The organism is uncultured Dysosmobacter sp., from assembly GCF_947631635.1.
GTDB lineage: Bacteria > Bacillota > Clostridia > Oscillospirales > Oscillospiraceae > Oscillibacter.
Map to the genome: position 1 here is coordinate 1 of NZ_CANRMB010000007.1, position 21,184 is coordinate 21,184.

The window sequence follows — 21,184 nt, forward strand, 5'->3', positions numbered from 1 at the left end:
ACCTCCGGCTTTGACCGCTACTTCCAGATCGCCCCCTGCTTCCGGGACGAGGACGCCCGGGCGGACCGCTCCCCCGGCGAGTTCTATCAGCTGGACATGGAAATGGCCTTTGCCAACCAGGAGGATGTATTCGCCGTTCTGGAGGATGTCCTGCCCCCCATCTTCGCTAAGTACGGCAAGTATGACCGGGCCTCCGGCGCGCCCTTCCTGCGCATCCCCTACACCGAGGCCATGGAGAAATACGGCTCCGACAAGCCCGACCTGCGCATCGACCTGACTGTGACAGACGCGACCACCGTTCTGGGCGGCTGCGGCTTCGGCCCCTTTGAGGGCAGCGTGGTCAAGGCCGTGGTGGTCTCCGACTTCCACGAGACCCGGAAATTCATCGACAAGACCCTGGCCGACGTGGAGGTCGTTTCCGGCGGCAAGCCCTACTGGTTCCGCCTGGACGAAAAGGGCGAGATCGTGGGCGGCATCGCCAAGTTCGTCCAACCCATCAAGGAGCAGGTCATCGCCGCTCTGGGGCTGAAGCCCAATGACTTTGTGGCCCTGTCCGCCGGTAAGCTGGGCCAGGCCCAGAAAACTGCGGGCGTTCTGGTCAAGACCCTGGGCGCCGCCGTGCCCGGCCACATGGACCGCGAGCAGTACGCCTTCTGCTGGATCGTGGACTTCCCCATGTACGAGATCGGCGAGGAATCCGGTGAGCTGGAATTCTGCCACAACCCCTTCTCCATGCCCTCCGGCGGCCTGGAGGTCCTGCTGAAGGCCGAGCGGGGCGAGATCGATCCCCTGTCCATTACCGCCGACCAGTACGACCTGGTCTGCAACGGCGTGGAGCTCAGCTCCGGTGCTGTCCGGAACCACTCCCCCGAGATCATGATCAAGGCCTTTGAGATGGTCCGACTGGGCGAGGACGACGTGAAAGCCAAGTTCCCCGCCATGTACAACGCCTTCACCTATGGTGCCCCCCCCCACGCAGGCATCGCCCCCGGCGTGGACCGCATGGTCATGCTGCTGGCTGGCGAGGAGTCCATCCGGGAGATCATCCCCTTCCCCATGAACAAGAACGCCCAGGACGTGATGATGAGCGCCCCCAGCGAAGTGACTCAGAAGCAGCTGGACGAGCTGCACATCGCCCTGGTAAAACCCGAGGCATAAAATCAGTCTTATCGGTGAAAAAAGTCCCTCTCTAAAGTGGAGAGGGATTTTTTTCATCAACGGTGATGCGAATAGGTCAGACAGAGGATGTGGTTTGATCGCATCCTTTCTTTTTTTGCAGGACTATGATACACTATGGATATCTTTCTCCATGGAGGTGTTCTATGCGTCGCTTTTTTCTCGCGGTGCTGACTGCTTTTTTGATCGGTGTGTTGGCCGCCTGCGGGGCCCCCGCTGAAGGGGGACCGACCGCCCCGGCGGAGCCTCCCGCTGAGGAGTCCCCTGCAAAGGAACCGGAAGCACCCCCCTCTACGGAGCCGGAGGCTCCGGTGGACCCCATGGAGCGCCTGCTCTCCTCCATGACCCTGGAGGAAAAGGTGGGGCAGCTGTTCTTTGTCCGGGTCCCGGCGGACAGTGCCGTGGAGGATGTGGGGACCTACCACCTGGGCGGTTACATCCTCTTTGGCCGGGATACTCAGGACAGGACCGCAAACGACCTCATCCAAACCATCCAGCGCTATCAGGACGCCGCGGCCATCCCCCTGCTCATCGGTGTGGACGAGGAGGGCGGCACGGTGGTGCGGGTCAGCTCCAACCCCCATCTGCGGGCGTCTAAATTCAAATCCCCCCAGAAGCTGTCCGCCTCCGGCGGCATGGAAGCCATCACAGCTGACACCCACGAAAAGGATGTGCTGCTGCACGCCCTGGGGTTTAACGTGAACCTGGCCCCGGTGGCGGACGTGTCCACCAGTGCGGGCGACTTCATCTATTCCAGGTCCTTCGGCCAGAACGCCTCTGCCACGGCGGACTATGTGGCCCAGGTGACCGCCCGGATGACCGCCGACGGCATGAGCAGCGTCCTCAAGCACTTCCCCGGCTACGGAAACAATGTGGACACCCATACCGGCATCGCCGTGGACCAGCGGCCCCTGGAGACTTTTGAGACCTCCGACTTTCTGCCCTTCCAGGCGGGCATCCAGGCCGGTGGGAAGCAGACCGCCGTACTGGTGTCCCACAACATCATGACCTGTGTGGACGACGCCCTGCCCGCCTCCCTCTCTCCGGCCGTCCACGAAATTTTGAGAGGCGGCCTGGGCTTTGACGGCGTGGTGATGACCGACGACCTGGCCATGGACGCTGTGGCGGCCTATGCCAAGGACGGCGCCGTGGCGGTGATGGCCCTGGAAGCCGGAAACGACCTGATCATCACCACCGACTACCGCACCCAGATCCCCAAGGTCATCGAGGCCGTAGAAAGCGGCGTTTTGGAGGAACCAGTCATCGACGCCGCCTGTCTTCGGGTCCTGCGGTGGAAGTCCGCTCTGGGCCTGCTGACAGAGTAATACAGATCTCCATGTCCAAAATTTCCCCTTCTTCTGGGGCGACAAAGCAAAATCTCCCGCCATCCATATACAAATTGTATAAATATTTGAAATATATACGCTTCGTGTAATATTTCTTCTTCAAATTGATATCTCCGGGTCTTAAGACCCATCTCACGATCTGAAAGGAAGTTTTCCACATGGAAACCGAAAAGCTCTACTACCAAGACCCCTTCCTCCGGGAATTCACCGCTGCGGTCCTCTCCTGCGAGGAGGCCAAAGGTTCCTACAAGGTCGTACTGGACCGCACCGCCTTCTACCCCGAGGGCGGCGGCCAGCCCGCCGACCACGGGACCCTGGGGGACGCCGCCGTCACAGATGTCCACGAGAAAAACGGCGTGGTTTTCCACACCTGTGACAAGTCTTTAGAAATTGGACAGACTGTGACCGGCTCCATCGACTGGCCTCGCCGCTTCGACCACATGCAGCAGCACTCCGGCGAGCACATCATCTCCGGCATTCTCTGTTCCGACTACCACTGCGACAATGTGGGCTTCCACCTGGGAGCCGATACCGTGACCATCGACTATAACGCCGACATCTCCTGGGAGCAGGCTCTGGACGCGGAGCGCAAGGCCAACGAGGTCATTTGGGCGGACCGGGCGGTGGAGATCGGCTATCCCTCCCCCGCCGAATTGGCCGCGCTGGAATACCGCAGCAAAAAGGAGCTGACAGGCAAAGTCCGCATCGTCACCTTTCCCGCGGCGGACTGCTGCGCCTGCTGCGGCACCCATGTTCTGCGGGCAGGTCAGGTAGGGCTTGTCAAGGTCCTGTCCTGCCAGAGATTCCGGGAGGGTGTCCGGCTGGAGATCGTCTGCGGCAGGCGGGCCCTGGAATATCTCTCCGCGGTCTACGACCAGGACCGGGCGGTGGCCCAGCGCCTCAGCGTCAAACCCCAGGATACCTTCGCCGCCGTGGAGCGGCTGGAAGCGGAGCTGTCCGCCGCCAAGGTCCGGCAGGCACAGCTGGAAGAACAGGTCTTTGATGCCATCGCCGCAGAAAACGCGGGAAAGGGCGACGTGCTGCTGTTCCAGCCCGCCATGAAATCCGACAGTGTACGGAAGCTGGCGGACACTGTGGCCCACCGCTGCGGGGGATTGGCGGCGGTATTTGCCGGAGAGGACGGCCACTATGCCTACGCGCTGGTCCGGGCCGACGGAGCCGATATCTCCGCCCTTGTCAAGGAGCTGAATCATTCGCTGAACGGCCGGGGCGGCGGGCGGAACGGCTTTGCCCAGGGCAGCGTTCAAGCCCAGAGCGGCGCTGTCTGCCGCTTCTTTCAAAAATAAGCCAGGGGGAAAATCTGATGGCACGTATGCGGTGCAGGCGGGGCGCGGGACGCGGTCTGTGACCGGCTGCCCTGGATGACTCCCCTGCCCCGCCTGTAAGGGTATTTCCGTATATGAATCGGGAGACGATATGCCTAAGTTCGTGTATGCCCCGGAAGAAAAGGAGGAACGATATGAACTATGTCTGGATCACCTACCACCACGAGGAGGACGACGAACCCTCGGAGGTCTATTTCGAACTGGATGAAAACCGGATGGAGGTCCGAAAAGTGGAGTTTTTCCGCAATGGCCTCTGTTTTTCCTACGGAGAGGAGCGGGGCAATTTTGACGCCCTGTCCAAAGAGCCCTTCCCGGAGGACCTGCGTTCTTTGAACCTGGAGGGCGAACGGGATGTGAAGGCCATCTCCCGCAGCTTTTTCCAGGAGATCTGGAACCAGGCCCAGGAGCGGCCAGATGGCTTTATGGGGATGTTTTTCTGATGAGGACCATTTATTTGGCCGGCGGCTGCTTCTGGGGCATGGAGCGGCTCTACCGCACACTGCCGGGTGTGGTGAATGTGACGGCCGGTTATGCCAACGGCAGTTCTCTCGCCCATGCCTATTATGAAGCGGTCTGCACCGGCGTCACCGGATTTCGGGAGGCCGTACAGGTGGACTATGACCCTGAAGCGGTCTCTCTGGCCCACCTGCTGTTTGCCTTTTTTGCCGTCATCGACCCGGAGACTCCCAACCGGCAGGGACCGGATTTCGGCAGCCAATATCAGGCCGGCGTATACTGGACCAATGCGGAGGATGCTGCCGCCGTTCAAAAGATCGCCGCCATGGAGGCGGCCGCATATCCCTATTTTGCCGTGGAGCTCAAACCGTTGGACTGCTTCTTTCCCGCCGAGGCGTATCACCAGCGGTATCTGGAAAAGCACCCCAGCGGCTACTGCCATGTCTCTCCCGGAAAAATCGATGCTCTGCGCCGGTACCCCTTTGCGGACAGGCCCTATGACCGCCCTGCGGCTCAATTGCTGCGGGCCTGGCAGTCCGAGGGGACAGAGCAGTAAACAGCAGAACGATCAAAAAGGCCTGCGGATGATTCCGCAGGCCTTTTGCAGTATTTGCTTGTAATCAGACGACAACGAAGAATTTCACCAGGAACAGTGCGGAGATGACATACGTCAGCACGGACACATCCTTGGCCTTGCCGGTGAACACCTTGATAACGGTATAGGAGATGAGCCCCAGGCCAATAGCATGGCCGATGGATCCGGAGACGGGCATACCGATCAGCATCAGCGACACGGGGAGCATCTGGTCCATATCGTCGAAATCCACATTCTTCAGACCCATGAGCATCAGCACGCCCACATAAATCAGCGCGGCGGATGTGGCCGCGGCGGGAATAATGGCGGCGATGGGGGCTATGAAGATACAGGCCAGGAACAGAATGCCCGTGGTCAGGGCCGTCAGGCCGGTGCGGCCGCCTGCCTCAACGCCGGAGGCGGACTCCACGAAGGTTGTGACGGTGGAGGTGCCGGTGCAGGAGCCGACGATAGTGCCAATGGCGTCGGACAGCAGGGCCTCCTTCATGTTGGGCATATTGCCCTCCTTGTCCACCATGCCGGCCCGGGAGGCAGTGCCCACCAGAGTGCCGATGGTGTCGAACATATCGATCATGCAGAAGGTGATGATCAGGGTGATGGCTGTAAACCAGCCGATCTCCAGGAAGCCGGAGAAGTTGAACTTGAAGAAGGTGGTCTCCACCATGTCGGCAAAGGGCGGCACAAAGGAAGCGGTGCTCAGGGAGGCAAAGGGATTGGTTCCCAGGAACAGCGCCTGCCCCGCCCAATAGATCACCGACGCCACCAGCATACCCAGCAGCACGGCGGCCTTGATGCCCTTCTTCGCCAGGATCACGATCACGAACAGCCCCACAAACATGGTGACCACGGTGAGGATCATGGCGCTGTATCCAGAGCCCATGGAGGTCTTTGCCACGCTGGGCGTCAGAGCGCCGAAGAAGTCCCGCATCACGTAAAAGGGACCGCCATTTTCAGAGTAGATACCCACATTGGAACCCAAGCCGATATTCATCAGCATCAGGCCGATGGCAGGAGCGATGCCTAGCCGCACACCCAGGGGAATGGCATCCACGATCTTTTCCCGGATGTTCAGGATGGACAGGATGATGAAAACGATGCCCTCCATCAGGATGATGACCAGGGCGGCCTGGAAGCTGGCCACATAGCTCATGCCGGTCAGGGCCGCGATGTTGGCCGCCACCACGGCGAAGAAGCTGTTCAGGCCCATGCCGGGGGCCAGGGCAAAGGGTTTGTTTGCCAGGAACGCCATGCAGAACATGGCGATGGCCGAGGCGATGCAGGTGGCCATAAACACACCGTTCCACAGGGAAGATCCAACATCAAAGTTGGTCAGCAGATTGGGGTTCAGGGCGATGATGTACGCCATCGTCATGAACGTGGTAAGTCCGGCCAGGATCTCTGTGCGGACCGAGGTGCCATTCTCCTTCAGTTTAAATATTTTTTCCATAATGCCTCCCTTTCTCTCCGTCTTTCACCCAACTCTTGCAGAAATTGTTAGATGAAAAAGCAGTTTCTGTATTTTTATCATACGAAACTTTCTTGGAAAATACAAGTGGCTGCTCCACGTCAATTTGTGGAAAAAGATTTCCCCTTTTTGGATAAACCCACAAGAAAAAAGGCATGCCAGGATGACATGCCCTCTCTCCTGTTCAATATTGGAAATGCGTCCCGTAATAGTATTCCAGGCTCTGGAAGGTGTGCAGCGCAACTTTTCCCGCCTCGTCCAGCGTCTCCACCAGTTGTCCGTTCTGCACATAGCGGCCCACGGTGGTCAGCACAGGGATCTGCCGCCAGATGTCCGTGGTGGCCTGGGCCCAGGCGTCGCCCTGCCAGCCGCACTGGTCAAACAGCAGGTTCATCAGGAAGCAGGAGGACACGTCCGGTCCCTCCCCCTGGAAATCATTGCCCAGCGCCGCCTTGGCCGCGTCGTTGGCCCAGATCAGATACCGGGTGCCGTAATAATTGTAAAAGCCCTCCTCTGTGGAGGTATCCAGGTTGACGCCCAGCTCCTGATAGGCGGAATTGCCGTCACCGAACCAAGGCTTATGGTCTCCGAATACCACCACGACCACCGGCCGCTCCTCCTTTCGGAACTGATCCAGCAGCCATTGGAGCTGGACCGCCGTATCCTCCACGGAGCCCAGATAGTTATCCACAATGTTGGTGGTCTCTGTAGAATACCGGCCGTCGGTGTAGTGGTTGCCCCGCCAGACGCTTTCCGTGTCATAGGGGCCATGGCCCTGATAGGTCACGTTGAAGGAGAAATAGGGCTTCCCCTCCCCGTCCCGGTTGGCCTCGTACAGCTTAAAGATCTCCGGCAGCAGCACATCATCGGTGGCAATTCCGCCGGTGTAGCGCTCCCCGTAATAGTTCTCCTGAAAATAGTAGGTGGGCAGGCCCAGATAGGTGTTGACGTTGCGGCGGTTGTAGAACCACTCATAGCTGGGATGGCTCCCCTCCACAGCGTAGCCCTGTCTGCCGAAGTACCAGCCGTAGGAGTTGGTGTTGGTGCGGTAGTTCCACTGGTCCGCGTAGCCCGTGAGAAAGGCCCGCTCCGTGTTCACCGTACCTCCGGCAAAAATGTTGGTCAGAAGGTTTCCGGTATAGCTCTCCGCCTCCAAAGCGTGGTAGACAGCATACGCCTTTTCCCAGTCGATGCCCTCCACACCCGCGAAGCGGGAGAAGTCCGCAAAGGCCTCCAGCTGGAGGGTGATGACGTCCACCTGCTCCTCCGCCGGGATGTCCGCAGAGACGTAGCTTTCCAGCAGGGCCGCCGTCTCCCGCTCGCTGTATCCGCCGGGTGCCTTGATGGAACCCACGGTGACGCTGTGGAGGAAGGGATAGACAAATCCCTTGGAGATATAGACCTGGGTGGAGGACCAGCGGTTGATATAGTCGTAATTCGCCGTGCGGGCATTGTAAAGGTCCTTGTCCTCATAAAATTTCCAGGCGGGCACACAGAGCAGCGCCCCCGCCAGAAACAGCGGCAGCCGCACCTTCCATCTCGGGATGCCCCGCACCAAAAACAGCAGCAGAAGCGTCCCCAGCACGATGCAGGCAAGGCCGAACCAGACCCGCTTGTCCGGCGTCAGGTCGTAGTTGGCGGTCTTGGTGATGGAGCCGGCCTCCCGCAGGTATTTCAGATCCTCAAACATCAGGGGATCGTCCCGAAAGCGCAGCTTGTAATAGTTGCCCAGCGACAGCCCCCAGACCAGGATGGAGGACAGCAGAAACGCGATCCAGGGCCGCCCGGCCAGCAGGTATAAAAGCAGTACCAGTCCCACCACAGGCGCCACGTTCAAAAGCAGCAGCAGCGGCCGCTGGAGATAGCTCTTCATCAGCATGTCCGTGTAGTCGCCATAGGCGAAAAAAATGGACAGCATCCCCAGACATACACCGGATGCCAGCATGACGGCAGCATTCCAAAACCAGAACGCGATTTTTTTGCCTCTGTCCAGACCGGCGGAAGAGGTTCCAAACAGCCAAAAATTTTTCAAGTGATCCATGCCTTTCCTAAAACCGGACGGCCCCGGAACCGATCAAACCGCATTCCGGGGCCGCAATCTATCCAACAAAAACAATAGGCCAGCTTTTCAGTCAAATACGCCTTCAACTCACTGATGGGGATCCGCACCTGCCTCCCCATCAAACTTGTTTGATGGGGTCCCCTTGATCCCATTTTTGCCCAGGCGAAGTGAATCCGCTTGGACGTAAGGCTCTGCCTCCGGCAGACCGCTTACACGCCGCGCCGCGGCGGGACCATGGAGCAGTCCGGCTATTCTCTTAATAGGCCAGCTTTTCCGCCAGATATGCTTTCAGCTGGGAAATAGGAATCCGCACCTGCTCCATGGTGTCGCGCTCGCGGACGGTGACGCAGTTGTCGCCCGCCTTCTCCGCGTCGCCCACGGTGTCGAAGTCCACAGTGACGCAGAAGGGCGTGCCGATCTCGTCCTCCCGGCGGTAGCGCTTGCCGATGGAACCGGCGTCGTCAAAGTCCACCATCCAGTCCTTGGACAGCTCCCGCTGGAGTTCCAGCGCCTTGTCGCTGAGCTTCTTGCTCAGGGGTAGAACCGCCACCTTGAAGGGTGCCAGGGCGGGATGCAGATGGAGCACCACACGGACATCGTCCTTGCCGTTCTTGTCCTGACCCACGACCTCCTCGTCATAGGCCTCGCACAGGAAAGCCAGGGCCACACGGTCCGCGCCCAGGGAGGGCTCGATGACATAGGGGATATAGTGCTCGTTCTTCTCCTGGTCGAAGTAGGTCAGATCCTTGCCGGAGGCCTCCTGATGGCGGCCCAGATCGTAGTCGGTACGGTCGGCGATGCCCCACAGCTCGCCCCAGTCGGTGAACGGGAAGGCATACTCGATGTCGGTGGTGGCGCGGGAGTAGAAGGCCAGCTCGGCGGGCTCATGGTCGCGCAGCCGCAGGTTCTCCTCCTTGATGCCCAGGTCCAGCAGCCAGTTCTTGCAGAAGTCCTTCCAGTAGGCGAACCACTCCAGGTCCGTGCCGGGCTTGCAGAAGAACTCGCACTCCATCTGTTCAAATTCCCGGGTGCGGAAGGTGAAGTTGCCGGGGGTGATCTCGTTCCGGAAGGCCTTGCCCACCTGGCACACGCCGAAGGGCAGCTTGCGGCGGGTGGTGCGCTGGATATTGGAGAAGTTCACGAAAATGCCCTGGGCGGTCTCAGGCCGCAGATAGCAGGTGGAGGAGGAATCCTCGGTAACGCCGATGGCGGTCTTGAACATCAGGTTAAACTTGCGGATGGGGGTGAAGTCGTGCTTGCCGCAGACAGGGCAGACCACATCCTCATGCTCCGCGATGAACGCGTCCATCTCGTCAAAGCTCATGGCGTCCACGTTGACCTCAGGATGCTCCTCGCCGATCAGCTTGTCGGCCCGGTGGCGGGCCTTGCAGGCTTTGCAGTCCAACAGGGGGTCGGAGAAGCTGGCCACGTGTCCGGTGGTCACCCAGGTCTGGGGATTCATGATGATGGCCGCGTCCAGGCCCACGTTGTAGGGGTTCTCCTGGACGAATTTCTTCAGCCAGGCCTTCTTCACGTTGTTCTTGAACTCCACGCCCAGAGGGCCGTAGTCCCAGCTGTTGGCCAGGCCGCCGTAGATCTCGCTGCCGGCGTAGACAAAGCCGCGGTTTTTGCAGAGATTCACGATTTTTTCCAGGGTCTTTTCGCTGTTTTTCATATTGTTTTCTCCTTCTGTGGGCCCAGGGCAAAAAAACGCCCCGAGCCGGATTTCGGCTCAGGGCGAGTTAATCATAACCCGTGGTTCCACCTGAATTCGTATCTGGCTGATACGCACTCTCTCCCGGTAACGGCGGGGTCCGGCGGGGCATTTCCGCTCCGCGGCTCAAAGGGGCCTTCTCCCCCTCTCCGCAGGGACTTGCACCGACCGTCCCCTCTCTGATGCGGAGCTGATGAGGATACTGTTCCTTCTCACAGCCTTTTCTATCGTGGGTGAGAGTGTATCATGTTTTGGGCCGAATGTCAAGGGTATGACCTTCAAGTCCTCCCTGATATTTGCAGGATCGCAATCCATATCCTGGTTCCCCATCGATCCTCTCTTGATATTTTTCACCCAATCAGCTATGTCGGCCACAGAAGCCCCGCCGCTGTGGTCCGGTCTTGAAAACCGGCGCGGAGATGTTCTCCGCTTGCCCAGCGGCGGGGCTTTTTCTGCCATTTAGGAACCACTCTCAATGAAGGGAAGGCGGGCACGCCTGTGCCCGCCTTCCTTCTGCTTTGTTTACTTCCGCTGCTTTGTCAGTCTTCCTTCCCGTCCGGGAAATGGAAGGTGTCTCCCGCCTCGAGATATTCGAACTCCGAGTAGGTAATCGTTACCGCCGCGAAGTCCACTGTCGAGGTGTCGCCGCCGAAGGCGATGACGGCCTCCACCTTCGGTCTCGGATCCTCCGAGGTGAAGTACAGCATCCCGTCGCTCCGGTCGTATCGGAGGGCCGCCGTGCCCTCCAGCGTGGTCAGGCGGTAGAGGGAGATGGTGGCGTCGTAGGTGCCGTCCCCACGGTCAGCCAGCTCCAGACTGCTGTACACATCGGGCGTCCCCTGGGTGTCGACGTACACGCCGGCCACGTTCCTCCCCATGCCGCCGTAGCGGAGGCTGGTCCCCTCCGGGTTCTGGAGGGTGATGATCCCCGCCCTGCCGTCCTCCACCAGGGTGAACCATACCGCGCCGCCTGCCCCGGCAACGGAACCGTCGTGATAGAAGAGGTCCGCCCGTTCCTCCGTATATTGGTTCTCGGACATGGCGTCCTTCAAACCCTGGGTAATGACCTCATCGTAATGGGGCAGGAACTCCTCCGCCGTCATGATGAGGGTCTCCCCCTTCTCCGAGGCCAGTACCCGGGGCCAGGCAATCATGCCGGCGACATCCTCCCGGCGGTCCTCCTCCACGGCTTTGTAAAACTCACAGTAGAACGACTGGGCAAAGCTCTCCTCCATCCCGGTGGCGTTGTAGAAATCGTCCTCCGTGAACATCGGTTCCACCTCGGTGTCCCCGGTCATCTCCGGCTTCCGGACATCCTTCAAAACCGTAAAGTCAATGCCGTCGGCCAGGGCCTCCAGGTGCTCCCGGTCCAGGTTCCCCGGCCACAGGGGGTCGTCGGGGTTGGTGCCCGCCAGCACGTTCACCGCGATGAAGCAGTCCGGGAAGTCCCCCAGCACCAAGGCCTTCCCCGGCCCCAGGGCCAGCACCACCGTCTCGCCGGAGGCCGTCTCATACTGCCACTGGTTGTACTCGCTGACGTCGGTGATATTCAAGGTCACCTCGTCAAAGACACCCTTCACTGTCCGGCGGAGCTGATAGTCCACCTGACCGTAACCTTCCACATACGCGTTGCCGTCGAACTGGAAGGTGCCGTCGTCGTAAAGATAGGCCCAGTACTTCCCGTGCTCCTCCGACAGGAATTCGCCGCCGATCCTGCGGCACAGCTCGTCGTGCTCGATGATGTTGATCTCCCGGTGAACGTCAAGATCGTACTTCTCCGTGATCTCCTTCAGCTTCTCCACCATCTCACGGGTGTAGACGGAATACTGGCTGAACCGCTGGTAGTCCGGGTCGTCCTCCAGCCCGGTGGGGCCGTTGCCGATGGCCTCCAGCGCGCCGCCGTCGTCATAGGTCTCCAAAAACGCCTGCCATTCCGCCCCGGCCTGGTTCTCCGGGCTGTTCTGAAAGCCCGCCAGGCTGATGGTATCCACGCTGTTCTCCACCCGCTCCCCAGTCTCCGGGTCCAGCATGGTCACATCCTCTTTGCCCAGCAGCAGGTCCCGCAGGCCGAACAGGTCCGCCGCCACTGCCGCGGCGGACAGCGCCGCCAGCAGGGCGATCACCGCCGCCAGGGTCATGATATTTTTAGAGATACGCTTCTTTTTTGGTCTCATAGCCTCCATATCCTCCCATCGGATCACCGTGGAAGAATGGACCTGGGAAAAGGTCCGCCGGTACAGCTCACGCATCCTTCCACACCTCCTTCAGCTGCTTCTTCAACAGCTCCCGGGCCCGGGACAGGCGGGTCGTCACCGCCGACTGCCGCAGGCTCAGCAGAGCCGCGATCTCCTTGGTGGAGAGTTCCTCGTAGTAAAACAGGTCCAGCACTGTCCGGTATTTCTCCGGCAGGGCCATCACCGCCTGGTACAGTTCCCGTTCCTCCGGCTTGTCAAACACCGGCTGGTCCGGGACTGAATCCAAGGGTACCCGCCGCCTTCGCCAGGGACTTTTTAGGGCGTCCTTACAGACATTGATGGTCACCCGGATCAGCCACCGTCGCAGGTGCTCGCCGCCCTCAAAGGGCTTCTCCGCCGTGTAAAGGCGCAGAAACACCTCCTGCACCGCGTCCTCCGCATCCTGGGAAACGCCGAACTGGTGCAAGGCAATGCGGTATACCATGTCCTGGTACTGCCCGACGGCATTTTGAAATTCACTTTGTTCCATGGTTCTCTCCTGTTTTGAAAGCTTTCACTTATCATACGACAGAGCAGGGCGTTTTGTCACGAAAAGTAAAAAACCGCCCGGAAACTCCGGGCGGTTTTTCTAATCAACGGTATCTCACCGCTTCTCGCGGTCATAGGCCACGATCACGCGGCGGTTGGGCTCGGTGCCGGTGGAGTAGGTGGTCACACCGGGCACCTCCTGCAAAGCGGTGTGGATCACATGGCGCTCATAGGCGTTCATGGGCTCCAGCGTGACGCTGCGGCGGTACTTGACCACCTTGCCGGCCACCTTGCGGGCCAGGTTCTGCAAACTCTGCTCCCGCTTCTCCCGGTAGCCCTCGGCGTCCAGCTGCACGCGGACACGGCCGCCGGTGCGGTTGACGGCATAGCTGGTCAGCTGCTGGATGGCATCCAGGGTCTCGCCCCGGCGGCCGATCAGCGTGCCTAGGCTCTTTCCCTCCAGAATGACCTTATAGCGGCCTTTCTCCGGCAGATAGACCTTGACCTCGGCGGAGCTCTCCATCTGGGCCAGCAGGCCGGACAGGAACTTTTTGATGGCCTGGGCCTTCTCGTCGTCCACTTCCTCGCCCAGCTCCCGGACAGGGGCGGGCCTGCTCTCTACCTTTTCCTGCCGGGTGGGAGCGGGCTTCTCCGTCTTTTTCTCGGGCTTTGGAGCCTTCTTGGGCTGCTCAGGCTTCGGCTGGACCTTGGGAGCGGCAGGAGCCGCAGGGGCGGGCTCCTCTTCCTCTTCAGGGCCATAGCTCACCCGGACCTTGGCCGGGCAGCTGCCCAGTCCCAGGAATCCAGACTTGGCGCGTTCCAGAATCTCAACGGACACATCATCCCGGTCGAGACCAAGCTGTGCCAGAGCCTTGCTGATGGCCTCGTCCTCGGTTTTGCCCGTTACATCGATAAACTCTCTCATAACGGTCCCTCAATCCTTATCTTCATAACGGTCTTCCTTATAGGAGCGGCCGCGGGCGTAGGGGCGGTCGCCGACGCGGCCAGCCTCTGTGGTGCTGGTGCCGGCCTTCTTGGCCTTCAGCGCCTTGGCCTCCTGTGCGGCCTGCTTCTTCTCTTTCAGAGACTTCTTCTGCACGGACTGCTGGCGCTGCTGCTCCTGCTGCTTCTTTGCCTCTTCCATCCGTTTCTGACGGTCCGCCTGGCGGGCCTCATAGAGGGCATTCTCCTCCTCTTCCAGCTTCTTGTTGTAGAACTTTCCGAGGACAGCCTCCTGAATCGTGGAGAACACGCTCTGAGCGATCCAGTAGATACCCAGGGCGGCGGGCATGATGAACGCGATGTACACGGAGAACAGGGGCATCATATACATCATCATTTTGGTGGAGCCTGCGCCGGGGCCATTCTGCTGGGGCTGCTGCTTCATGGTGATGCGGGTCATCAGCAGCTGGAAGCCTCCTGCCAGGATTGGGATCAAGATCAATCCAATCACTGCCCAGGAAAAGCTGAAATTGGAAAAAGCACTGCTGGGCATTGCCGACAGATCCAATCCCAGGAATCCATAATCCAGATTGATCCATCCGTCGATGCCTGCCACGGCTTCCGGGACCTGTGAGGTAACGGCCTTGACCAAATTGATCTGACCATAGGACTGCAGCTGGGTGATACCGTTCTTCACAATGACGGCGCCGGTCTTGTCTGTCATGACGATGGTGGACATGTCCACACCGGCAGCGGTGACTTTTGCCACCAGCTCCTGCACCACGGAATTGGAGAGCAGCATGAAATGGGTGATGGGCTGGCGCATGATGGAGTACAGAGCCATCAGGATGGGCAGGGGCAAAAAGCTCCACAAACAGCCGCTCATGGGGCTGACGCCCTCCTCGGCATAGAGCTTCTGTACTTCCTCAGCATACTTCGCCTGGTTGTTGGCGTACTTCTTCTGCAGCTCCTGCATCTTGCCGGACAGCCGGGTCATACGCATCATGCTCTTCTTGGACTTCATCTGGAAGGGCAGCATGATGAGCTTGATCACCAGTGTGAACAGGATCAGAGCCGCGCCGTAAGAGCCTGTCAGACTGTAAAACAGGCGGACCAGCCACGCGAACGGGATACAAATATAGTATCCGAGAGTCGAAAACATAGGCGTTTCCTCCAAATTGTAGTCAAACCCGGCAACCTTGCCAGGTCAGCCGCCCGGGGCGGCATTTACCAGCCGAGCTGGTCGGGGGAATGCAAAGAGAGGCTCGTCCCCTCCTTGCCTTTCAGGGCACGGGGTCATATCCGCCCTTGTGAAACGGATTGCAGCGCAGGATGCGCCTGAACGCCAGCCAGCCGCCCTTCAGGGCGCCGTACTTTTCAATGGCCTCCAGGGCATATTGAGAGCAGGTGGGGATGTAGTTGCAGCAGCGGGGACGGTAGGGAGAGATGGCCTTCTGATAAAACCGGATCATGGCCTTCATGAGGTGCTTCATACGTCCTCCTTCAGGAGGTCCAGCTTCCGGCACAGCCGCAGGAAAGTGTCGTTCAGATCCTTCCAAGGGGCTGTCGTGGTCCGGCTTCTGGCCACCAGAATGATGTCATAGCCCTGCCGGAGCTTGTCCCCGTTGAGACGGTAGACCTCCCGCAGGCGCCGCCGGGCGCGGTTGCGCACCACCGCATGTCCCAGCTTCACGGAGACGGTGACGCCGAGACGGTTGTGCCCCAGCCTGTTTTTCCTGCAATAGAGCACCATCCCATTGCCAACCGCCGACGCGCCCTTCTGGTACAGCCGGCGAAACTCATAATTCTCTTTTAATGTCACCGCTCGCTTCATATGCTTCCCTGCCTTGCCATTTTGAACAGAAACTCTTTTAGGGACGGAGGAATCCAGAAAATTCCCGCCGTCCCTCAAGACGTCTGTTCAAGTGTCTCCCGCGCGTCCGTTTCGCTTAGTAGGACAGACGGGCGCGGCCCTTGGCGCGGCGACGGGCCAGGACCTTACGGCCGTTGGCGGTAGCCATTCTCTTGCGGAAGCCATGGACCTTCTGGCCGTGCAGCTTCTTGGGCTGATAGGTACGTTTCGTTGCCATGTTTGAGACACCTCCTGTCAGAATTCCGGCCGCCTTGCGGCGGCTCTTACTCGACACCATTTCTTTCAAAACGGCGCAGTAAACAATGATCAAACGCCCTTGCCTGCAAATACAAGCACAAAGCGCAGCGGCGCTTCTGCGCCGCGTGCCGTTCATTATAGCATATCCAAACAAAAGGTGTCAATAAAAACTTGAAACTTCCATAAAATTCACGATTTTTTCTCCTTTTCCGCACTAAAAAACAGAACGTCTCAAAATATAGTGTTCTAATTGCAAAAGATCATCTATATCTAGTTCTTTTTTTACCACTTTCTGTTACATCTTATTATTAGAATAAGTATTGCCTCTCCTCCGATTTTTTGGTATAATAAATCTGTATTGTTTTGCCCATTTTTTTACTAGAGAGAGGTGTTTCTTTTTGAATTCTGTCGCTGACGTGTGGGATAACGTCCTGCAACAGCTGAAGAAAGAGCTTTCGGATACCACCATTGCCACCTGGTTCGACGAACTGGAGGCTGTGGACATCCGGGGCAACACATGTATCCTCCACTGTGCCAACGACTTCAAAAAGGGCTACATCGAGTCCCTGTTTTTGAAGAACATCAAGGCCTCCCTCCACGACATTTTCTCCATGGATTTTGAAGTCCAGATCCTGGACGATGCGGCTTTTGCCGAGTTCAGCGGCGGCGCCAAAAAACAGGGCGACCGCTTTACATGCGCGGAGTTTACCTTTGACACCTTTGTGGTGGGTCCCTCCAATAAACTGGCCTATGCGGCCTCTGTGGCTGTTGCGGAGCACCCTGCTCAAAACTACAATCCGCTTTTGATCTACGGCGATTCCGGCCTGGGAAAGACCCATTTGATCTACGCCATCGCCAATGTCATCCGCCAAAACGATCCCCGCTCCAAGATCGCCTACGTCAAGGGCGACGATCTGACCAACGAGCTGGTGGATGCCATCCGGGAGGGTAAAACCGCTGAAATGCGGGAAAAATACCGGCAGGCGGATCTGCTGCTGGTGGATGACGTACAGTTCATCGCCGGCAAGAAGCAGACCCAGGAGGAATTCTTCCACACCTTCAACACCCTGTATGAATCCGGCCGCCAGATCGTCCTGACCTCTGACCGCCCGCCCTCTGAAATGACACAGCTGGAGGACCGGCTCCGCACCCGGTTTGAATGGGGCCTGCTGGTGGACGTGGCGCCGCCTGATTTCGAAACGCGGCTGGCCATCGTGAAAAATAAGGCCGCGCTCCTCGGCATGGAGCTGCCGGACAAGATCTCCGCCTACATCGCGGAGAACGTCACCGCCAACGTCCGCCAGCTGGAGGGAACCATCAACAAGATCCTGGCTTATAAAGACCTGCTGGGCAACGACGCCGACGAGGAGACCGTCACCCGCGCCATGCAGGACATTCTGAAGCGCAGCAACGAGTACATCCCCACCCCCGACGCAATCCTGGAATACATCAGCAAATATTACGGCCTGGAGGAATCCGTCATCCGGGGCCAGCAGCGGATCCGGGACGCGGTGGCCGCCCGGCAGATCGCCATGTACCTCATCCGCAGCATGACGAACCTCAGCTTGGACGACATCGGCAAGGTGTTTGACAACCGGGACCACTCCACAGTGCTGTACTCCATCCAGCAGGTGGAAAAGAAGATGAAAAAGGAGCCCTCCTTTGCCGAAACGGTGAAGGAAATCAAGACCAATATCAACTCCAAACGGTGATTACTTTTTTCCACATCTTTCGTGGAAAAGGAAAAAGATGCTGTGGAAAACCGGCAGAAAAAAGCAGCCGTGGAAAATCCGTACCATTCTTCCACAACCTCTGTGGAAGCCCAATTTCTTGAAAATACAAGAACTTTCTGTTTTTTCCACAAATTTTTATTCTATGGCTACTTTTCCTAAAGACGATTTATTTTTTCTTTTAAAAAAGACCATTCGTGACTATCAACACTCCATATAGAGAGGAAGCGTCTGAATATGATGAAATTCTCCTGTGAAAAAGTCCTGCTGCAAAGCGCCATCGCCATTACCAGCCGGGCCGTCGCGCAAAAAAGCTCCATCCCCGCGCTGGAGGGACTCCTTCTCCACACGGACCATCAGCTGACCATCTCCGGCTACAACATGCAGACCGGCATCCGCACCAAGGTCTCCGCCGACGTGACCGAGAGCGGTGACATCGTGCTGAATGCCCGCCTGTTCGGCGACATCATCCGCCGGATGCCCGACGATGTGGTGACCTTCACCGCCGACGACAAGCTCATGGTCCATCTCAGCTGCGGCGACGCGGATTTCGACATCCAGGGCCTCAGCGCCGCGGATTATCCCGACCTGCCCAACGTGGAGGATGAGTACTCCATGTCCATCCAGCAGAAAACCCTCCGGTCCATGATCGAAGAGGTGGCCTTTGCCGTCTCCACCAATGAGAGCCGCCCGGTACACACCGGAGCGCTGTTTGAGATCAATGAAAAGGGGCTTACCATGGTGGCTGTGGACGGCTTCCGCCTGGCCATCCGCCGGGAACCCTTGGAGAAGATCGAGGGCGGCGCATTCCGCTTCGTGGCGCCCAGTTCCGCCCTGAACGAGGTCAAGAGCATCTGCGGCGATGTGGAGGAATTCGCCGCCGTCACGCTGGGCAAACGGCATATCATGTTCGAGGTGAACGACACGGAGCTGATCTGCCGCCGTCTGGAGGGCGAGTTCCTGGACTATAAGAACGCCATTCCCCGGAAGAATCCCATCACGGTCATCGCGGACACCAAGGCGCTGATCGAGAGCATCGACCGTGTATCCGTGGTCATCTCTGATAAGCTGAAGAGCCCTGTCCGCTGCACCTTCGATCAGGACAAGGTCCTTTTGTCCGCCAAGACCGCAAACGGAGAGGGCAAGGACGTCTGCCGTGTCTCCGGTGACGGAGACGGACTGGAGATCGGCTTCAACAACCGCTATCTGATGGAGGCGCTGCGGTATGCTCCCGCTGACAGCGTAAAGATCGAGCTGAACACCAGCGTCTCCCCCGCTATCATCGTCCCCGTGGACGGTGAGGAAAATTTCCTGTACATGGTCCTTCCCGTGCGTCTGAAATCCGCGGAGTAATGGAGTTCTATGAAAACTGTTACAATCACAACTGAATTTATCAAGCTCCAGGACCTGCTGAAATTCGCCAATCTGGTGGAGACCGGCGGGGCGGCCAAGGAGTGCGTCCAGTCCGGCGAGGTCACGGTAAACGGGGAAGTCTGCACCATGCGGGGCAAGAAGATCCGCCCCGGCGACGACGTCTGCTTCGGCGGACAGCATTACATGGTGTCCTATGCGGATTGACCGCCTGGAGCTGGAGTGCTTTCGCAACTATGGCCGGCAGGCGGCGGATTTTGATTCCCGGTGCAACGTGATCTTCGGAGAGAACGCCCAGGGAAAGACCAACCTGCTGGAGGCGCTGGTCTACCTCTCCTGCGGCAGGTCTCCCCGGGCCAGAACGGACCGGGAGATGATCGGATTTGACGCGGTATCCGCCAGAATGTGCGCCCAGGTGTCTGCCCGGGACCGGGAGTTTCGGGTGCAGGTGGACCTGTTCCGGGACCGGAGGCGGAAGATGTCTGTCAACCAGGTCCCGGCCAAAAACAGCGCCGCTTTGAGCCAGGTCTACAACACCGTCTTTTTCTGTCCGGAGGACCTGTACCTGATTCGGGAGGGCGCCGCGGCCCGAAGAAAATTTATGGATACGGCGCTGTGTCAGCTCCGTCCCCGGTACGCCGCGGCCCTGGCTGAATATCACCGGACCTATGAGCACAAGACCCGCATCCTGCGGGACGGACAGGAGCGGCCGGACCTGCTGGCGGCTCTGCCGGATTTCAATGAGCATCTGGTGCGGTACGGCGCGGTGCTCATCCATTACCGCCAGCAGTTTGCCCGGCGGCTGAACGAGTACGCGGCGCTCCACCACTTGGAGTGCTCCGGCGGAAAGGAGCGTTTGGAGGTCCGGTATCAAACGGTGTCCTCCGTCACGGACCCCTCGGCGGACATGCGGGTTTTGACGGACCAGCTGCGGCGGCACATGGAATCCCATCAGGCCGCGGAGCTGGCGTCCCGACTGTGTCTGTCCGGCCCCCACAAGGACGATCTTCTGGTCAGCATCGACGGACGGGACGCAAAGGCTTACTCCTCCCAGGGGCAGACCAGGACAGCCGCTCTGGCTTTGAAACTGGCTGAACGGGAAATCTATAAAAACGCCACCGGAGAGTATCCGGTCCTGCTCCTGGATGATGTGCTTTCCGAGCTGGACCCCAAACGGCAGGAATTCGTTCTGAACCGCATCCAGGGCGGACAGGTGTTCATTACCTGCTGCGAGGATGACCGTTTGCCTCAGCTGCTAGGCGGCAAGGTGCTCCACGTCCATGCAGGGAAGCTGGTTTGAGAATAAAAAAATGTTTCATTCCGCTACCGCCAGTCATGGCCTGCATGGCGCTGGCCGCTGTGGGTGTTTGCGGGATGAGCGGTATTGTCCTATTTTGAAATACATTTTGCGTGTTATGAAACCAAAGAGGCCCAGATCAGCGGCGAGAGGATCTTGAAGGAGATGCCGGACATCGCCCTGACAGACGCGGATTTGGCGCTTGAAGAGACTCTTTTATCCGCGCCGGAGGTCATAGAGGCGATGAAATCCGGTGAGAGTATGTCTCTGCCGGATTTCCTGACGGAACAGCTGGCGAATGGATATCTGCCGGAAAATGCGGAGCTGTTTGATGTTTCCGTCTCGCTGAACACGGTGTATTTTGACTATTTTGAGACCCCGGAAAAGAGAGTCATGCTGGCGTTTTTCCAGGATGAAACCTATGGACAGCAAAAGACCATCGGCCTGTACAAGGTCAAAGGAGACGGCGTGGTGTGTAAGGCGGTTTATGAAAATGAAAACGGCGATTTGAAAAAATATACGGAATCCCGCCACTTGTTCGCTTATTCTCGGGACCGCCTATGGGAGGAATGAGAGATGTACCTTCATTTAGGACAAAACGAGATTGTCCCGGACCACCGGATCATCGGTATCTTCGACCTGGATAAATGCACCTACGGCAAGCGGACACGGGAGTATCTGGCCGCCGCTGAAAAAGAGGGCGTGGTGCTGGATATCTCCGGCGACATTCCAAAATCCTTTGTGATCTGCGACCACCCCTACCACCCGCAGATAGTCTACCTGTCCCAACTGAACGCCGCCACATTGCAGAAGCGGGCGGAGAGCCGGAAGATGGAATTATAAGGACAGGG

21 protein-coding genes and 1 other annotated feature are annotated in these 21,184 nt (G+C 58.6%); of the genes, 11 read left to right on the top strand and 10 right to left on the bottom strand.

The window, feature by feature from the left end:
- The 5 genes from Q0Z71_RS05220 to msrA all read left to right on the top strand — a co-directional run.
- Positions 1 to 1,158, top strand: a 1,158-nt coding sequence (locus tag Q0Z71_RS05220) for an amino acid--tRNA ligase-related protein (RefSeq protein WP_298019275.1), incomplete at its 5' end; no start/stop codon positions are given.
- A gap of 164 nt (positions 1,159 to 1,322) precedes the next feature.
- On the top strand, positions 1,323 to 2,501 hold the full coding sequence (locus Q0Z71_RS05225; RefSeq protein ID WP_298019278.1) for a glycoside hydrolase family 3 N-terminal domain-containing protein: 1,179 nt from the start codon (positions 1,323 to 1,325) through the stop codon (positions 2,499 to 2,501).
- A gap of 179 nt (positions 2,502 to 2,680) precedes the next feature.
- A complete protein-coding gene (locus tag Q0Z71_RS05230; RefSeq protein WP_298019282.1) occupies positions 2,681 to 3,829 on the top strand; it encodes an alanyl-tRNA editing protein in 1,149 nt (382 codons plus the stop codon).
- A gap of 173 nt (positions 3,830 to 4,002) precedes the next feature.
- Entirely contained in the window at positions 4,003 to 4,308 is a 306-nt protein-coding gene (locus Q0Z71_RS05235) for a DUF6881 domain-containing protein (protein ID WP_298019284.1), read from the top strand.
- Entirely contained in the window at positions 4,308 to 4,880 is a 573-nt protein-coding gene (gene msrA, locus Q0Z71_RS05240; protein WP_298019287.1) for a peptide-methionine (S)-S-oxide reductase MsrA, read from the top strand. The genes Q0Z71_RS05235 and msrA overlap by 1 nt, the downstream gene beginning before the upstream one ends.
- A gap of 64 nt (positions 4,881 to 4,944) precedes the next feature.
- Here msrA and Q0Z71_RS05245 read toward each other — a convergent pair whose 3' ends face one another.
- The 10 genes from Q0Z71_RS05245 to rpmH form a co-directional block, all read right to left on the bottom strand.
- Complete coding sequence (locus Q0Z71_RS05245) at positions 4,945 to 6,366, bottom strand: NCS2 family permease (protein WP_298019290.1); 1,422 nt, start codon at positions 6,364 to 6,366, stop codon at positions 4,945 to 4,947.
- Between the two features lie 202 nt (positions 6,367 to 6,568).
- Positions 6,569 to 8,329, bottom strand: a complete 1,761-nt coding sequence (locus tag Q0Z71_RS05250) for an LTA synthase family protein (protein ID WP_298019293.1) — start codon at positions 8,327 to 8,329, stop codon at positions 6,569 to 6,571.
- A gap of 373 nt (positions 8,330 to 8,702) precedes the next feature.
- Complete coding sequence (locus Q0Z71_RS05255; protein ID WP_298019296.1) at positions 8,703 to 10,121, bottom strand: glycine--tRNA ligase; 1,419 nt, start codon at positions 10,119 to 10,121, stop codon at positions 8,703 to 8,705.
- Positions 10,122 to 10,176: 55 nt separating this feature from the next.
- Positions 10,177 to 10,385: a binding site (T-box leader), on the bottom strand.
- A 314-nt stretch (positions 10,386 to 10,699) separates the two neighbouring features.
- Positions 10,700 to 12,409: a hypothetical protein gene (locus Q0Z71_RS05260; protein ID WP_298019299.1), complete on the bottom strand. Its 1,710-nt coding sequence runs from the start codon at positions 12,407 to 12,409 to the stop codon at positions 10,700 to 10,702.
- Entirely contained in the window at positions 12,402 to 12,884 is a 483-nt protein-coding gene (locus Q0Z71_RS05265) for an RNA polymerase sigma factor (protein WP_298019302.1), read from the bottom strand. The genes Q0Z71_RS05260 and Q0Z71_RS05265 overlap by 8 nt, the downstream gene beginning before the upstream one ends.
- A gap of 114 nt (positions 12,885 to 12,998) precedes the next feature.
- Positions 12,999 to 13,808: an RNA-binding cell elongation regulator Jag/EloR gene (gene jag, locus Q0Z71_RS05270; protein WP_298019304.1), complete on the bottom strand. Its 810-nt coding sequence runs from the start codon at positions 13,806 to 13,808 to the stop codon at positions 12,999 to 13,001.
- 9 nt (positions 13,809 to 13,817) lie between these two features.
- Positions 13,818 to 14,987 (bottom strand): YidC/Oxa1 family membrane protein insertase, encoded by a 1,170-nt coding sequence (locus Q0Z71_RS05275; RefSeq protein ID WP_298019307.1) that lies wholly within the window; start codon positions 14,985 to 14,987, stop codon positions 13,818 to 13,820.
- Between the two features lie 121 nt (positions 14,988 to 15,108).
- Positions 15,109 to 15,318, bottom strand: coding sequence for a membrane protein insertion efficiency factor YidD (gene yidD, locus Q0Z71_RS05280; RefSeq protein WP_298019310.1), 210 nt, complete (start codon positions 15,316 to 15,318; stop codon positions 15,109 to 15,111).
- On the bottom strand, positions 15,315 to 15,659 hold the full coding sequence (gene rnpA / locus Q0Z71_RS05285) for a ribonuclease P protein component (RefSeq protein WP_298019316.1): 345 nt from the start codon (positions 15,657 to 15,659) through the stop codon (positions 15,315 to 15,317). Before rnpA ends, yidD begins: the two co-directional genes overlap by 4 nt.
- Before the next feature lie 115 nt (positions 15,660 to 15,774).
- Positions 15,775 to 15,915 (bottom strand): 50S ribosomal protein L34, encoded by a 141-nt coding sequence (gene rpmH / locus Q0Z71_RS05290; RefSeq protein WP_021751147.1) that lies wholly within the window; start codon positions 15,913 to 15,915, stop codon positions 15,775 to 15,777.
- A 418-nt stretch (positions 15,916 to 16,333) separates the two neighbouring features.
- On the opposite strand from rpmH, the gene dnaA reads away from it, so the two are divergent.
- From dnaA to remB, 6 genes are all read left to right on the top strand, one after another.
- Entirely contained in the window at positions 16,334 to 17,647 is a 1,314-nt protein-coding gene (dnaA, locus tag Q0Z71_RS05295; protein WP_298019319.1) for a chromosomal replication initiator protein DnaA, read from the top strand.
- A gap of 255 nt (positions 17,648 to 17,902) precedes the next feature.
- Positions 17,903 to 19,018 carry a DNA polymerase III subunit beta gene (gene dnaN, locus Q0Z71_RS05300; RefSeq protein WP_298019322.1) on the top strand — a complete coding sequence of 372 codons (1,116 nt, stop codon included), beginning with the start codon at positions 17,903 to 17,905 and terminating at the stop codon, positions 19,016 to 19,018.
- A gap of 9 nt (positions 19,019 to 19,027) precedes the next feature.
- Positions 19,028 to 19,243 (top strand): RNA-binding S4 domain-containing protein, encoded by a 216-nt coding sequence (locus tag Q0Z71_RS05305; RefSeq protein WP_298019325.1) that lies wholly within the window; start codon positions 19,028 to 19,030, stop codon positions 19,241 to 19,243.
- Positions 19,233 to 20,336 carry a DNA replication/repair protein RecF gene (recF, locus tag Q0Z71_RS05310; protein WP_298019328.1) on the top strand — a complete coding sequence of 368 codons (1,104 nt, stop codon included), beginning with the start codon at positions 19,233 to 19,235 and terminating at the stop codon, positions 20,334 to 20,336. The genes Q0Z71_RS05305 and recF overlap by 11 nt, the downstream gene beginning before the upstream one ends.
- 84 nt (positions 20,337 to 20,420) lie before the next feature.
- Positions 20,421 to 20,906 carry a hypothetical protein gene (locus Q0Z71_RS05315; RefSeq protein WP_298019330.1) on the top strand — a complete coding sequence of 162 codons (486 nt, stop codon included), beginning with the start codon at positions 20,421 to 20,423 and terminating at the stop codon, positions 20,904 to 20,906.
- Positions 20,907 to 20,909: 3 nt separating this feature from the next.
- Positions 20,910 to 21,176 (top strand): extracellular matrix regulator RemB, encoded by a 267-nt coding sequence (remB, locus tag Q0Z71_RS05320; protein ID WP_298019333.1) that lies wholly within the window; start codon positions 20,910 to 20,912, stop codon positions 21,174 to 21,176.
- Positions 21,177 to 21,184: the final 8 nt, after the last annotated feature.